The organism is Microbacterium sp. UBA3486, assembly GCF_002377845.1.
GTDB classification, from domain to species: Bacteria; Actinomycetota; Actinomycetes; order Actinomycetales; family Microbacteriaceae; genus Microbacterium; species Microbacterium maritypicum_A.
Genome location: NZ_DFQP01000071.1, coordinates 43,175 through 57,598, shown reverse-complemented (window position 1 = coordinate 57,598; position 14,424 = coordinate 43,175). Strand labels below are relative to the sequence as shown.

The 14,424-nt window shown below is 64.2% G+C and carries 15 protein-coding genes; 7 read left to right on the top strand and 8 right to left on the bottom strand.

Annotation, left to right across the window (positions count from 1 at the left end; translation table 11 throughout):
• Window positions 1-3 precede the first annotated feature (3 nt).
• Window positions 4-1,218 carry an MFS transporter gene (locus B2869_RS10365; RefSeq protein ID WP_292765955.1) on the top strand — a complete coding sequence of 405 codons (1,215 nt, stop codon included), beginning with the start codon at window positions 4-6 and terminating at the stop codon, window positions 1,216-1,218.
• Window positions 1,215-2,165, top strand: a complete 951-nt coding sequence (locus B2869_RS10360; RefSeq protein WP_292765952.1) for an aldo/keto reductase — start codon at window positions 1,215-1,217, stop codon at window positions 2,163-2,165. Before B2869_RS10365 ends, B2869_RS10360 begins: the two co-directional genes overlap by 4 nt.
• Before the next feature lie 195 nt (window positions 2,166-2,360).
• Here B2869_RS10360 and B2869_RS10355 read toward each other — a convergent pair whose 3' ends face one another.
• Complete coding sequence (locus B2869_RS10355; protein WP_292765949.1) at window positions 2,361-2,744, bottom strand: alpha/beta fold hydrolase; 384 nt, start codon at window positions 2,742-2,744, stop codon at window positions 2,361-2,363.
• A 57-nt stretch (window positions 2,745-2,801) separates the two neighbouring features.
• On the opposite strand from B2869_RS10355, the gene B2869_RS10350 reads away from it, so the two are divergent.
• Window positions 2,802-3,089, top strand: coding sequence for a DoxX family protein (locus B2869_RS10350; protein WP_292765945.1), 288 nt, complete (start codon window positions 2,802-2,804; stop codon window positions 3,087-3,089).
• Between the two features lie 98 nt (window positions 3,090-3,187).
• Here B2869_RS10350 and B2869_RS10345 read toward each other — a convergent pair whose 3' ends face one another.
• Genes B2869_RS10345 through B2869_RS10335 form a run of 3 tightly spaced genes read right to left on the bottom strand, consistent with a single transcriptional unit; the run spans window position 3,188 to window position 5,491 of the window.
• A complete protein-coding gene (locus tag B2869_RS10345) occupies window positions 3,188-4,423 on the bottom strand; it encodes an RNA polymerase sigma factor (protein WP_292765942.1) in 1,236 nt (411 codons plus the stop codon).
• Window positions 4,420-4,788, bottom strand: coding sequence for a YciI family protein (locus tag B2869_RS10340; RefSeq protein ID WP_136023887.1), 369 nt, complete (start codon window positions 4,786-4,788; stop codon window positions 4,420-4,422). Before B2869_RS10340 ends, B2869_RS10345 begins: the two co-directional genes overlap by 4 nt.
• A 4-nt stretch (window positions 4,789-4,792) precedes the next feature.
• Window positions 4,793-5,491 (bottom strand): DUF998 domain-containing protein, encoded by a 699-nt coding sequence (locus B2869_RS10335; RefSeq protein ID WP_292765936.1) that lies wholly within the window; start codon window positions 5,489-5,491, stop codon window positions 4,793-4,795.
• Between the two features lie 168 nt (window positions 5,492-5,659).
• On the opposite strand from B2869_RS10335, the gene B2869_RS10330 reads away from it, so the two are divergent.
• From B2869_RS10330 to B2869_RS10320, 3 genes are read left to right on the top strand one after another with little or no spacing between them, the layout of a single operon-like run.
• Entirely contained in the window at window positions 5,660-6,139 is a 480-nt protein-coding gene (locus B2869_RS10330; RefSeq protein WP_292765933.1) for a hypothetical protein, read from the top strand.
• Window positions 6,140-6,171: 32 nt separating this feature from the next.
• A complete protein-coding gene (locus B2869_RS10325) occupies window positions 6,172-7,014 on the top strand; it encodes an alpha/beta fold hydrolase (protein ID WP_292765930.1) in 843 nt (280 codons plus the stop codon).
• A 34-nt stretch (window positions 7,015-7,048) separates the two neighbouring features.
• Window positions 7,049-7,375: an ArsR/SmtB family transcription factor gene (locus B2869_RS10320; protein WP_318391115.1), complete on the top strand. Its 327-nt coding sequence runs from the start codon at window positions 7,049-7,051 to the stop codon at window positions 7,373-7,375.
• Between the two features lie 177 nt (window positions 7,376-7,552).
• Here the strand turns inward: B2869_RS10320 and B2869_RS10315 are convergent, their stop codons facing one another.
• From B2869_RS10315 to B2869_RS10305, 3 genes are all read right to left on the bottom strand, one after another.
• Complete coding sequence (locus tag B2869_RS10315) at window positions 7,553-8,185, bottom strand: hypothetical protein (protein WP_275093348.1); 633 nt, start codon at window positions 8,183-8,185, stop codon at window positions 7,553-7,555.
• Between the two features lie 92 nt (window positions 8,186-8,277).
• Window positions 8,278-8,916 (bottom strand): RES domain-containing protein, encoded by a 639-nt coding sequence (locus B2869_RS10310; protein WP_275093349.1) that lies wholly within the window; start codon window positions 8,914-8,916, stop codon window positions 8,278-8,280.
• Complete coding sequence (locus B2869_RS10305; RefSeq protein WP_275093350.1) at window positions 8,913-9,686, bottom strand: hypothetical protein; 774 nt, start codon at window positions 9,684-9,686, stop codon at window positions 8,913-8,915. Before B2869_RS10305 ends, B2869_RS10310 begins: the two co-directional genes overlap by 4 nt.
• Before the next feature lie 317 nt (window positions 9,687-10,003).
• Between B2869_RS10305 and B2869_RS10300 the strand changes: the two genes are divergently transcribed.
• Window positions 10,004-13,705 (top strand): hypothetical protein, encoded by a 3,702-nt coding sequence (locus B2869_RS10300; protein WP_275093351.1) that lies wholly within the window; start codon window positions 10,004-10,006, stop codon window positions 13,703-13,705.
• A 46-nt stretch (window positions 13,706-13,751) separates the two neighbouring features.
• Here the strand turns inward: B2869_RS10300 and B2869_RS10295 are convergent, their stop codons facing one another.
• Window positions 13,752-14,402 carry a hypothetical protein gene (locus B2869_RS10295; protein WP_275093352.1) on the bottom strand — a complete coding sequence of 217 codons (651 nt, stop codon included), beginning with the start codon at window positions 14,400-14,402 and terminating at the stop codon, window positions 13,752-13,754.
• Window positions 14,403-14,424 lie beyond the last annotated feature (22 nt).

Here is a 14,424-nt window from a genome sequence, read left to right as displayed (position 1 = left end):
GTCGTGGGTGCAGCCCTTGCGCTGGACAATGTCGGGACGGGGCTCTACCTTCCCGTGGCGGCGCTCTTCCTCATCCAGATCCGGAATCTATCGGTCGCGGATGCCGGAATCGTGCTGGGGGTCGGAACGGCAGTCGGTCTTGCCGTTCCGGCCCTGGCCGGGGTGCTCGTGGATCGGGTCGGCGCCAGGTACGTGCTCTCGGTCGGGCAGGCGTTGCAAGCCGGGGCGATGGCGGGGTACCTGGCCTTGCCGGGGTGGGGAGGCGCTTTGGTGGCGAGCGCGGTCTACGCTGCCGGGACTCAGCTCTTCTACGGCTCGCTCTTCGCGCTCCTGTCGGGCTTGAAGAAGTCTCAGGGCTCGCTCGACAAGAGCTTCGCTGCAATGGACATGCTACGGGCGGCCGCGTTCGGCGGCGGTGCGCTTCTCGGCGCGGGGTTTCTCGCTTTCGGGGGCACGTCGACCGGTTGGTTGCTCGTCGGCAACATGATTCTCTCGGCGTCGGCAGCGCTGATGATTCTGGCCGTTCCGATACCAGGAGCGAATACGGATGCGCGGTCGACGGCCGGGACGCAGGTGCTTCGAGACCGTCCGTTCATGGGACTGATTCTGCTCTGCTTTCTCGTCTCGGTTATCGGTGACTTCTTTCCGCTCGCGTTCCCCGTCGTCGCTGTCGAACAGCTATCCGCTCCGACATGGCTACCGAGCCTGTGTCTGGCGATTCTCACCATTACGGGCAGCACGCTGACATTGTCCGCCGTCCATCTGACGAGGCGTCGCAGCCGGGCTTTCGCTGTGGCGCTCGGCCTCGGAGTGCTGATCGGATGGGTGGGCCTTTCGGTTACGGCTTACTTCGTGTCTTCCGATTACGTCATTCCTCTGTTGCTGACCTCGACCCTCGTGTTCGCTGCCGGCTCCGTTCTCGTCGGAACACGACTGCACGCCGCTGCGCGTGATGCGGCTCCTTCTCAGTCCGTAGGGAGGTATCTCGCCGCGTTCCAGTATGCGTTCAGCCTGGCGGGCCTCACCGCACCTCTTCTGTTGGCGGCGTTCGATATCGGCTATTGGCTGCCATGGTCCCTGCTGGCACTCGCCGCAATAGGAGCTCTGGGACTTCTGCGGCCACTGGGTCGCGTCCTGCCACCTGGCGTGCTCGACGCCGATGTGCGCGGAGCGCAGCGTGCTCTCTCAGATCGAACGGCCAAGGAGGAAACACAATGAAGTATGAACAGCTCGGAAGAAGCGGCTTGCAGGCCTCGCGTCTCGTGCTGGGGACGATGAATTTCGGGACCCACGCGGATGAGCGGGATTCCTTCGAGATCATGGATCGCGCCATCGAAGCGGGGTTCAACTTCTTCGACACGGCAGATGTCTACGGCGGTGCCGCGCATCCGGGACTCACCGAGGAGATCGTGGGTCGTTGGTTGCAGAAGTCCGGTCATCGGGATCGTGTGATTCTCGCGACCAAAGTCTTCGGCAGAATGTCGCCGGACATCAACGACAGGGGTCTCTCGGCGTTCCACATCCGTCGCGCGGTCGAGGCGTCCCTTCGGCGGCTCGGCACGGACCATATCGATCTGTATCAGATGCACCACATCGACCGCAGTGCTCCGTTCGAGGAGATCTGGCAGGCGTTCGATACCCTCATCGGACAGGGCAAGATCACCTACATCGGATCGTCGAACTTTGCGGGTTGGCATATCGCGAGTGCGGCAGAGGCCGCCCGAGAGCGACACATGCTGGGGCCGATCTCGGAGCAATCTCACTACAACCTGCTGACCCGGGCGGTCGAATCGGAAGTCCTTCCGGCGGCACAGCACTATGGGGTCGGAGTCATCGCGTGGTCACCGCTCGCGGGCGGAGCGCTCGCGGGTGGCGACGGAGTTCGGCGCCGGGAGGCGACCGGCGAGAGCGAGCCTCTCGCCCATGCTTTGCGGCAGTGGTTCGAGTTCTGTCGGGCGCTGGGGCGGGAGCCGGGCCACGTCGCACTCGCTTGGCTGCTTCAGCGTCCGGGGGTGCACGGCCCGATCATCGGCCCTCGAACTCCTGCCCAGCTGGACTCTGCCGTGCGTGCGCTCGAGATCGAATTCTCAGAAGCTGAACTCGCGAGGCTCGATGACATCTTCCCGGGTCCGGGAGGGCCCGCGACAGAGTCGTACGCCTGGTAACCGCTGGAGAAGTCGAAGGGTCGAGATCCGGTCGTCGTCCTCGATCTCCAGATCGTGATCGCTCGTCTCGCCCGTTCCGTCCGTCCGGGAACTCCCAGTGCTGTGGGACGTGCGGTGAGGGGAGAGGAGTGCGTCGACGGGGTCGATGCGGTGATCGACGGCCGCGGCACTGTGTTCAGCGATGGGGAGGCGGATTCACCCCGGGGATGCATGCGGCAGTGCGCCTGCGAATGCGGCGATGTCGTCGGCGAGCAGGGCCGGCTCCTCATGCGGTGCGAAATGGCCCCTGCGCGGCATCCGGGTGTAGCGCACGAGGTTGTACGTGCGTTCGATCCAACTCCGCGGCGGCGACGCGAGGTCGTGCGGGAACAGGGTGACGGCAGTCGGCACCTCCACGCGTGCTATGCGTGAGGTCAATCCCGCTGCGTGCTCGTAGTAGGGGCGGAACGACGTGCCGATGGAGTTCGTGAACCAATACGCGGATGCCAGCGTTAGTAGGTAGTCGTCGCTGAAACGGGAGGAGACGTCGCCACCGCAGTCGCTCCACGATCGATGCTTCTCCAGGATCCACGACAGCAATCCGGCAGGGGAGTCTGAGACGGCGGGCGCCAACGTGAGCGGCCGGGTCTGCTGCTGATGCTCCAAGAACGGCTCACGAGCCTGCCCTGGACGAAGGAATACAGCGCCGGCACCGTAAAGTTCATCGGCGTGGTCGAGCTTCTCGGCGGGCTAGGCCTTGTGCTGCCGTGGCTGACCGGTATCACCCCCGCCCTCACACCACTGGCAGCGTCCGGCCTCGTCCTCGTGCAGATCCTGGCGATGGTCCATCACCTCCGCCACAACGAGGCGAAGTCGGTGCCGATCAACATCGTCCTGCTGTTGCTCGCCCTGTTCTTCGCCGTGTTCCGGTTCATCAGCCTCTAGAGGGAGGGTGCCGAGACTCGTGAGTACGACAACAGGCGGAAGCATCGGTCCGCGACTCCTTCGCGGCCGCGCTCGCGGAGTGCTGTACCGAGGCGGCGTCAGCCGCCGAGGGCCTTCCGGGAGAGGTAGCGGGATTCGGGTTCGTTCGTCGTCATCTCGGCGGCGGCGAGAAAGTCCTCTCTCGCCTTCGGATCCCCCTCCGCTTCGCGCAGGTGTGCGCGGATCGCGTGGGCACGGTGCCGGGTCAAGGGATGCTGGAGCAGCCCGTGGTCGCGATCCAGTTCCTCGAGCAGGGCGATGGCCCGCGCGGGTCCGAAGGCGTGTGCCACGGCGACGACTCGTGCGAGCCTGACGGGGCCGCTGGGTTCGACCTGTTCGAGCGCCAGGTAGAGAGCCGCGACCTGTGTCCAGTCGGTCTGCTCGGCGAGGGGCGCGGAGGCATGGATGGCGGCGATCGCGGCCTGCAGCCGGTACGTGCCCACGGTCCCTCGAGACCACGCTGCACGGATGAGGTCTGATCCCTCCCTGATGGATTCCTGGTCCCATCGCGTGCGGTCCTGGTCCTGGAGCGGGATAAGGTCACCGTTCGAGGTGGAGCGCGTCGCGCGTCGCGAATCGATCAGCAGCATGAGGGCGAGAAGGCCCGTCGGCTCCGGATCACCGGGGACGAGTTCGTGAAGGAGCCGCGCGAGTCGGATCGCCTCACCCGTCAGGTCGGTTCGGGTGAGCTCTGTGCCGGTCGTCACGGTGTACCCCTCGTTGAAGACCAGGTACAGCACCCGCATGACCGCGGAGAGGCGGCTGGGGAAGTCGTCATCGGACGTGAACTCGAATCGGGCACCGCTCTTGCGGATCTGCTGCTTCGCGCGGCTGATCCGCACGGCCATCGTCTGCTCCGTCACCCCGTAGGCGTGCGCGATCTCCGCGGTGGTCAACCCGCCCACGGCACGCAGGGTCAACGCGATGCGGGAGGCGGACGACAGGGAGGGATGGCAGCACAGCAACAGGAGGTTCAAGCTGTCGTCGTGTTCGGCCAGGGTCGGGTGCGACGAGGGCGGGTTCGGCTCGGAAGCCACGTACTGCTCTTCGCGGCGACGGTCAGCCGACTCGGCGCGCAGCGTGTCGATCATGCGGCGGTAGGCGACGCGGATCAGCCAGGATCGGGGCTGATCGGGGATCGCGCCCGGACGCCACTGCCGGCTTGCGGCGAGCAGCGCGTCCTGTGTGGCTTCCTCGGCGATGTCGAAGTGACCGAAGCGACGCACCAGAGCCCCGAGGACCTGCGGCGCCTCCGTGCGCAGCAGGTCCTCGATGGCATCAGGCCGGGCAGTCACGCGAAGTCGTCACCCATGATGGGACGGATCTCCATCGGCTCGCCGAGCATGTCGACCATACGTGCGACGATGTCCCGCGCACGCTCCACGCCCGACACCTCGATGACGGCGAACGATGCGAGGACCTCCTTGAGCTCGGCGAACGGACCGTCGGTCATGACGATTCCTCCGTCGACCTTGCGGACGGTCGTCGACATGGCCGGGTGCCCGAGCCCTTCGGTGCTGACGAACTCCCCGCTGGCACGCAACTCGGCTTCGAACTTCTGATACGCGGCGAACGCGGCAAGCGCGTCCTCGGTGGGGGCATCCGCGGTGGCGGCGTCCCAACTGCTGCTCGGCGTGTAGCCGAGAATGAGGAACTTCACGATCTCATCTCCTCGAGTCGGTGGGAGTCCAGGCTAGCGAGGCACGCGACGAACACAGCAGGGAGACCGCCGTCGCGGTGCACCATCCGAAGGCGAAGAGTCCCGTGACCGCCACTTGGATGCTCGCGATGTCGGGAACGACAGGAGCGAGGAGGGCGATCGCCACGATGCCGCTCCCGATCGCTGCGGCCACACGCCGTTCGCGGATGGCGCGGATGAGCGCGACGATGGCTGCCACCGCCAGGGCGGTGAACGCGAGGATCGCCGCCGCCATGTGAACGACAGCAGCCGCCGTGGGCTCGGCCGCGGGGCCGTCGGCGGCCCCGAGCGGGAAGCCGTTCGCGGGGTCTTGCGGGAAGAGACCGGCGGCGATGAACCCCACTCCGCTGATCGCGACGAGGATCGGGATGGCGGCGCGGCCGAGGCCGACGGTCACGGCCCTTCGATGACCGAGCGCCAGACAGATCAGACCCAGTCCCGCCAGGACGAAGGTGAGGATCTGGATCCAGCCGAGGTCTCCCGTGGAGAGCTGGCTGATCGGGTGGAGGCGGATATCGAAGCCGGGACGCGTCAGCATCTGCGCGAGAGCGGAGGCATAGAACAGCGGCCCGGCGGCCGCCCCCGCGAGCAGGAGGCGTCGGGTCGAACGAGGCAGGGTGCGGACCTCGCTGTGTGCAAGGCGTGGGGCTGAGTTCGTGGTCACGGTGTCCTCCTCGGTGGATTGGGTGTTTCTTCACGGGTACGTCGGAGCCATGCGGCAGGTCTTGACATCGTGTCGCCAGCGAGTTCGCGCGCAGGTGTCAATCCGCGGCGCTCGGCTCCGAGGTTTCTGAAGATGCGGCCCGCCAGGCGGCAGACGAAAGGACACCTGATGAACGAGAACCTGCAGAACAACTTCACCGCCGAGCAGATCGACGCGTACGGTCTCGGTGAGGCCCCCACTCCCAGCAGCACCGTGACAGCACTCGACCGGCTCGTCGGCGAATGGACGGTCACGGGTGGCGCGGAAGGCGTCATCCGGTACGAGTGGATGGGCGGACGATTCTTCCTGCTCCAGCACGTCGAGCTCGAACAGTTCGGCCAGACGATCACCGGCATCGAGGTCATCGGCCAGCTGCACCCGTTCGGTGAGCCCGCCGGTACCGACGTCGTCTCCCGGTTCTACGACTCGATGGGCAACACGCTCGACTACGTCTACGAGCTGGAGGGAGACACACTGACCATCTGGGCGGGCTCGAAGGGGAGTCCTGCCTACTTCTCCGGCACGTTCAGTGACGACGATCGTGTGCTCGACGGCGCCTGGGTGTACCCCGGCGACGGCGGCTATCCGTCCACCATGACTCGCCGTTGACCGGGTCACGTTTCGAAGAGAGCGGAACCAGCATGCCGAAGAAGTCCTCCTCCGATCGCTCGCTGCACCAGGTCATCTCTGCGGATGGCACGGAGATCTCGTATGAACGGCACGGGGAGGGGCGGGTCCTCATCCTGGTCGCGCAGGCCCTCTCCGATCTCCGGGACAATCGTCGTCTCGCCGGGCTGCTCGCCGACGGTCACACGGTCGTGAATCACGACCGTCGTGGCCGCGGTGGCAGCGGCGACGCCGGAGCATGGAGCGTGGCTCGCGAGATCGAAGACATCGAGGCGCTCGTCGACGCCCATGGCGGCAGGGCGTCACTTCTCGGCGCCTCATCCGGTGCGGTTCTCGCATTGGATGCCGCCGTCGCTCTTCCCGACAAGGTCGAGGCCGTCATCGCCTTCGAGCCGCCGGTGATCGTGGACGATCGCCGCGCCCCCGTCCCCCGTGACCTCGCCGACCGTCTCGGGAAGCTCGTCGATGAGGGGAGGGGATCAGACGCGGTTCGCGAGTTCACCCGCGTCGCCCTGGGTGCATCCCCGCTCATGATCGGTGCGATGCGCCTCATGATCGGCCCGTGGCGGAACATGGTCGCGATGGCGAGGACGACGGTCTACGACACGCGTCTCTGCGCGGGCCTGCAGGACGGAACGTCTCTCACCGGCGAACGGTGGAGCGGGCTCCTGGCGCCTTCCCTCGTGCTCGTCGGGAGCAAGAGTGAACCGTTCGTGCAGAGTGGCACCCGGGAGCTTTCGTCGCTGATCGGGGCCCGCTCCGAGTCGATCGAAGGGGCGCATCACGCGACGCCGATGATGAAGCCGGCCGCGCTGATCCCGTCCATCGTGTCGTTCCTCGGCGAGGTGCGCTCTTGATCGCCACCGGTGCTGAGCCCGTCGCAAAGGGTCGATGTCCGTGATTCCCGACGGGCTCAGCCCCGGAGACGCGGACAGGGTCTTCCGAGCGCTGGGCGATGCCACACGTCGCGACATCCTCGCACGCACGGTTCTCGAGAAGCAGTCGGTGACGGAGCTCGCGCGCCGCTACGACATGAGTCATACGGCGGTGCAGAAGCATGTCGCCGTGCTTGAACGTGCGGGACTCATCGTCAGGCACGCGCGTGGGCGGGAGCGCGTCGTGCGCGCAGACCGGGAGAGGATCCGGAGTGCGTCTCGGGTTCTTCGTAATCTGGGCGGCTGTCGGAATCGCGATGAAATCGGACTAAATCCGATGTAAAGCGCGAACGGGGTGTTCCCGCCCCTCGTATGCCCCGGTGTTGAGATCATACGGGCGGGGTCTGACATTCACTATCGTTACCCCGCTTGCCCGGAGCTCCTGCGGTTTCGCCCAAACGTCGTGACAGGTGCGGACTCGAAACCGGCCGTTCAACGGCCATCGATGCGCTCCGGTTCATCACCAGTCGCTCTCGTTCTCCGGCTGCGGACCGGCGGCGTACATCTCGGTGATCCCATCGAGCATGCCTCCCAGGAGTTCGAACTCGGTGTCGAGCATGGCGACTAAGTCGACGAAGTCGAGGCTCTCCTGGATGTCGGGCATCTGCCCGGAGTAGCGAAAGGAGGTTCCTGTTCTGTCCGCCTCGTGCAGAAGAAGCAACAGCTCTTTGATCGACTCTCGAAACGGCTCATCCGTTTCCAGGGCGTTGTAGTGACCTATCAACTCGTTCATCAAAGCGTCAAGGTTGTGACCCAGGATGCGAGACGTTCGAAGTCGCTGCTCGATTTTCGCTGTCGCGAGGTCCGGGTTGCCCGACTCATGGAAACGGCGACGCAATGACGCAAATTCTCGGATCATGACCTTCAGTCGGAGTTCGAACGCCTGCCGATAGAGCGTCAAGAATGGTAGAAGCATGGTGTCATCGATCGGCTCCGCTTTGAAAGTCCCCGCAAGGCGCCCGGCAGCCTGCTGGAAGCTCGCCGCGAGGACCGAATCGTCCTGGTACGGATAGCGGAAGATCAAGCGGTCGTACCGGTTGCCGGGAACCTTAAGAAATAGGGACGTGGGCTCGCTCTTGCCGCTCTTGCGCATCCTCGATCGTCGCATCGCGTACGTGGTCGACGCCACTGCTAGAAGTAGAACTGCACAGCCGCATGCGCCCTGGCAGCAGCGACCGTGTACTCCTACTTCTTGATCCGGTAGCCCAGTTTTCTTGCGGCTTGCGCTAGGTAGATGTTCGCACTCGAGGAGTCCAGGCGAGTGTGCACCAACGGAAGTAGAGGGAACGAGTCGTCGGCGCGGGTGAATAGGGTCACCATCGGACCGAAGTCAGTCGAGGACATGTGGTACAGGCCATCGATGGCCGCGCCGAGCTGGTCCTGGATCGCGTTTGCCCAGGTCTGGGTATACCGTTTAGGCCCCATCTGAATCGAGGCTGTCGTGCCGTTGACCACGGGCCAGTTGCTGGTGAGATCCAGCAGCTTCAGTTCGCGCGTCGGTTGCCAGGCAGCGAGGGTGTTCCCACGAGCGTGCCTGTTGATGAGTCGGCGCCTCTGAAATACCTCGCCGAGAGCTGTGGTGGATCCAGCGGCTGTATACATCACGCCGTACTTCGCGTGGTGCTGCTGCGGCTCGGGATGCGGGTCGAACCGCATGGTTTCGACCGGCCCGAAGTGCCGTAGCTCATCCCATGCCTGCGGGTGAGCGCCCTTCGTGGCGAAGACACGCCAGAGGACCCCTTCGTAGGTCTTCAGGTGCTCGCTAGCGTCGAGGTTGAGCTTCGCTGGTGGCGTGGCTGGGACCTTTGCGTGCGCCCGGCTCACGTGATGTCGGCGTCTTCAAGAATCCCCACCACGGGTGCGGGGTCCTTTGCGGCAGCCAGCCACTCGATTGGTGTCATCCATTCGTTGCGATCGTTGGCGTCGTCTGATGGCCGCAATTCATCTTGCGGTGTCGTCATGAAGCCCTCGACGTCGGCCGGATCCCAGTCGGATGGGATCGCTCGGACGAGCAAGGGGAGGTGGGGGATCGTCGAGGCCTTTTCGCCGAGAATGAACTGCCATCGAGGGTAGAGGCGGACCCTTCCGGCCCGGAAGCCGTACAGGGTGTTCTTGCTTTGGCGGTGACGCACACTGGAGGCATCGATGCCGAGTAGCGCTGCGACTTCAGATGCGGTGTACGTGTTGGTTAGGGCGCGCACGTGAGTCTCGCGTTCTAGCTTGGCGAGCCCACCGCTGGTGACGAATGCGGCTGCCTCGGCGAACTCCTCCGGAGTGAAATCGCCGGACTCGATCAGGAAGCTGGCTTCGTGCTCTGTGAGGCCCAGCTCGGTCGATTGACGGTCGGTCATGGCTTCGGCGAGCTGGTCGATGAGTGCGTTGAACACGGACACGTCGACGTTTGACGTCTTCGCCACCTGCGCAAGGCGTTCGACACCGGCTTGTACGTCGGTCTTTGCCGGGGCTTTGGTCGCCACGACGAGCTTCGGTTTCCCGTCGCGGAATCGACCTGTCACAGTGCCGCGGCCCACAGGGATTTCGCGACCGGCGACGCGATTCGAGGCGGCACGGGGGCGACTCTTCTTCGCGGCCATCTGGGCTCCTCGCGTCGTCATCTGATTAGCGCGTACACGCATTATCTTACTCGCGCTCTTGCGTGTATTCATCGTCGGGAAGCGTCAAGGTGTGAGCGGTCACTGCGCTCCCTGGCGAGGACGCGGCGGCGCTGACAGAGGCATATCGCCCGCGCATTCAAAGCGGCGCCCACCCCTTGGCCACCTTGGTCCCTGGCGGGCGACGTCTTCAACGCCCAACAATCAGCGAGAATGTCGCCGGCCTACGCTTGAATGCTTGCGTGGGGAAGAGCAAAAAAACTCGTAGGAACAGTCGGCCTCGATCTCAATGGCGCGCGGTGAGCGCCACGCAACGGGAGCCAGACGCACTCGAACAGGCCTTTTCAGCGTACGATCCGGACGAGCTCTGGACGCTGATTTTCGCCGCCGCCACGTCCCCCGGCAACAGGCATCGGTCGGTGACATTGGGAAGCAGCTTCGCGGCTGCGATACGAGCCTCCGCCGCTCCGGCACCAGACGAATACCGGCCGCTGCCGTCGATCCAAGTACTGTCCGATCTAGCGGCTACAACCTATGGGATCGGCCCGGCGCGTGAAGATTTCATCGCCACCGACCCGACCCGGACTGCCTTCCTCGCCGTGGGCTCTGAGCCGCTGCGCGCAGTGCCTGGCCTCACCGAACGGCCGGTCGCCGACCTCACGCGTGCGCTCAGAATGGCGGAAGCGGTAGACGGTCGGCTTCACAGACGATTTCATTTCGGCATCGAAAACGTGGTGAACGTGGCAATGAAGTACGGCGACTTCTGTGCCCGCCAACTTGCAGACGCATGGGTACCAGCCCCGGACCTCGAGCTCAACGACGAGGTCTTCCTGCCGGACGCGGAGTACGAAGCGACACGGGCCTTCCTCAACCTGAACCCCCTCGACCACATCGAACTCGGTGAGGCTGACAAAAGCGCGTTGGAATGGATGACGAACTCCGCGAGTCTGGCCACGTTCGACGCGGAGAGTCTTTCCAGCCCGTTCGGGAGGTACCTTCGCTTTGCTGACTCGGCGGGTGCACATCGATGGGTGCCGCCACTTTTCATCCCAGAGATCATGGCCCATGCCGTGCGAGAACTGGTGTCTGCGCTCGACCGGGACGGGCAAGCACGACGGGCCCTCCGGAGTTCTTGCCTGAACCAGATCCGCCAGTCCCTATGGCGCTTCTCCAACAGCGTGATCGAAGCTCCTCCCCGCAGTGAAGGCGTCGATTCCCCGCTTCGCGGGATTGACGTTCAGTGGCTGGTGCCGGTGAACCCATCCACATTCATCGCCGTCTCAGTCATCTACGTCCCCGACCTGGGAGCCGCGCCGCCGCCATACATCGGCTCAGTGGAGCTGGCGAAACAGGTGAGGTCGCAATCAGGCCCTGTGCCGGTGCGGATGGCGGGCGGGCGACAAGGAACCATCAGGCCGGGCGCGGAGGTCATTCCGCTGACGGTGTTCGCTGCACCCGGCCACATCGCTGTGCCCCAGGCGGTGGGCGAAGCAAAACTCGCGCTCGAAGACCTGACCTGGATCGCGGATACGGCTACGTCCGACGATGATCTCTACGCATTCGCGCGGGATCTGAGCGCTCCCGATTTCCCTGAGAGTTTCGGCTGGGAGGCGATCAACTACTGGGAGCCATGGAAAGCGAATGGCAAGTCGTTTTTCAAGGGTGGCGTGGTACCCAATGCCGTCTACTTTGAAGCGCACGCGGGCGAGGCCGAGTGGGATCGAGCGGTAGAGCTATCCGATCTCGAAGTGGCGCTCCTCAGGGTCGGGCTTCCCCCGATTCGAGACCTCCGAGCGGCAGAAGTCGCTCCGGGGGCCGTCGCAAACGTCGCGATGATCGCAGGTGACCCCACGTACGACGCCACCCGCGGTGTCAACATCGCGCCGAGTGTTGACGGGTGGTCCCTCGCTCTCACCGAACCTCCCGTTGCCGTGGCACGGGCGAGCCTGGAGGAAGCATCTGCGGACCACCGGCGGTTCTTCTTCGACTTCTGCGGCGGGCTAATCTACGGCTTCGCTGCGCTTGGTGATCGATGGCGTTTCGCGCACCAGGAGATCGATGTGCCCGGATACGTCCTTCACCTCCACGCATCGGAAACGGTCTCGGGTGAACCGTCCGGCGTGGTCACGCCGTACCTCGACCCGCACGCGCGTGCCGTCGACGAACCAGTCAACTTCTTGTGGCGCATCGATGTCGAGGGATTCGCAGACTCGGCGAATGGAGATCCGCACGCGGCGAATCTCCTAACAGCGGATGCAGTGTTCGATCTGCTCCGCGCGGCAGGCATGGATATCGAAACCGCAGCGGCGCTCCGCGACCAGTGGCGCACAGCTAGACCCTTTCTCATCTTGGAGATGAAGCAGGCCCGGACCACTCTCAATCACCTGCCTGATCCGTGGCGTCTACGACCCTCTGATGAGAGCCGCATGGTTGCGGCTTTGGGACGACGACTCCACGATGCCGGCGTTCAACCGGGAGAGTACCGAGCGGACGACGCTAATCGACTTATCCGCGAGCAACTTGCGCCCCTTGCTCTCGAGACCCTGACTGAAGGAATCAAGAGACACGACGTGAGCGAGGTGGTGCTTACGGGGATGGAGCAGCTGGCGAGGGTGATGGACAGTGCCATTCATCAGCAAGACGATCTATCCCGAGTCGCAGCGAATCTCGCGACCGAATGGGATCCGCTCACCCGCACGGCCGAGCTCTCGGCGGAGACACTTCAGCTTCGTCAGTGTAACGAGATCGTGGTGGAGGCTGCCTTGCGCATCCTGGACAATCCGGCGGCGGTGAAGCCGATCACTCCTCAGGCGTGGAGCGGTCTTCTTGCCGCCGCAGATGCGTACCTCACCGCGACCACATTGAGTGAGCGGATGTATCACCAAGTCGCGCCCGCAGTCATCGACCTCAGCCCGATGTACGAGCTCAACGTCGACGATGATCCGCATCCCGACGCATCGGCTTGGGGCCTTCGAAACGACGAACTGAGCCGTGCGGCTGCAAGCGTTCGGCTGCATGGCACTCAAGATGACGACTCGCTGCAACAGGCGAACGAAGGAGACGACGTCGAGGGCGCTTTCCAGCAGGCATGGGGAGCGACGTCGCAGGACATGCTCTTCGCCCTCGCCGCGCTCGCAAACTGGGAGACGTTCGAGCCAGGCAGGACGACTGCCCACGTCACCGCGGCCGAGGCAACAGCTTGGGTCTGTGATGCGCTGGGCTGGGGCGCGAATGAGACTCAGAGAACGCGTGTCGAAGCCGCTATCGGGATGCTCACGAGCACCGCCGTCCAGATGCGAGCCGTGGAGTGGAAGCCCTGGCTAACGCGCACTCGGCGTCACCGGCTCCTCGTGCAACCGCTGGTGCAAGACTCGAATGGACGACTCATTGTCAGTCCCCAGTACTTACTGACCTCCTTTCAGGTCTACTACCGCCACCTCCTCCAAGGCGTTCTTCCCTGGGCGGGAGACGTTCCTCAGCCGGTCAGCAACGCGCTTGCGGAACGCCGTGCGCGCCGCAACATTCGGTTCGAAAGATTTCTCCAAGCTCAGCTAGAGGAACTCGGATACATCACGATCACCCGCGTGAAACCCAACGACCACGCGCGACTCGGCGTTCCGACTCTCACAACCGAAGTTGACCTCGTGTGCGGACGCCCTGGCGATAGCACCATCTGGTTGATCGAAGCGAAGGACCCTGCGTCGGTTCACGGATTCGCTGAGACGGCACGCCAACTGCGCACCTTCTTCCGGGACCAGGTAGGAGGCCGCGGGACCAAGCCCTGCTATGCAACGCAGCTCGCCCGCAAGGAGAGCGAACTAGCGCCCCACGTCGCGAGCATAGCGACGCGTCTCGGACTCGGCGACTCGCCTGACGGCGAGCAGTTCCGCCTCAGCACCCTCTTCGTAACCCGAAACCTCACACCGGCAAGTTACGTCGACGAGCAGTATCCAGTTGAGACGGCGACGGAGTTTCTCGCAGCTCGAGGCCACACTCCTTAGACGACATGTGAACGGCGCCCACTGTGCCGTTGCATTGCCACGATCGCTATCGCCACTTCTGACCCTCGATGATCCGGGCCAGAGCTTCCACATCGCCGCCACGCCTGAACCATTCCACAGGGCTGTGCTGCCCGTCGGTGACCATGGTTGACTGTGGCGTCGCCATCAGAGCAGATACCGACATCCATCCCTTGTCTTTCACGATGTCGATGATCTCGGTTAGGTGCGGCAGGAGTTTCCCCGGCGAGGAGAGGCTGAACTGCCACGACGGAAAACGCCGGGACTGCGCAACATCGACCATATACAACTCGCCACGGTCGGCAGCGGCGAAGAGTGATTCCTCATCCATATTCAAGAAGGCAGCGGCTGCGGATGCGGACATGGTTTGAAGCACGCTTGTCAGAAGAGTGCTCGCTGCACTCACTACAAGACCCCCGCGAGCAACCAGAGTCGATGTCTTCTCGAGCGACTCTGGCGTGAAGGCCTTGGACCAGATGAGATAGCTGATCTCCTGCGGCGTCAGCTCTTCCTGATCCGCGATCGGTCGCTCTGCGAGAAGCTGGTCAGTCAGCGCCCGAACAATGAAGTCCCCGTCGGCGTTCAATCTGGTGACGGCGACAGTGAACGCTGCGATCACATCGGTGGATGGCTGTGCTTGCCATGGGCGGGGCCGTGGCTGGCCATCGGTTTCATCCATGAGCGGCAGCATAGATGAGGCT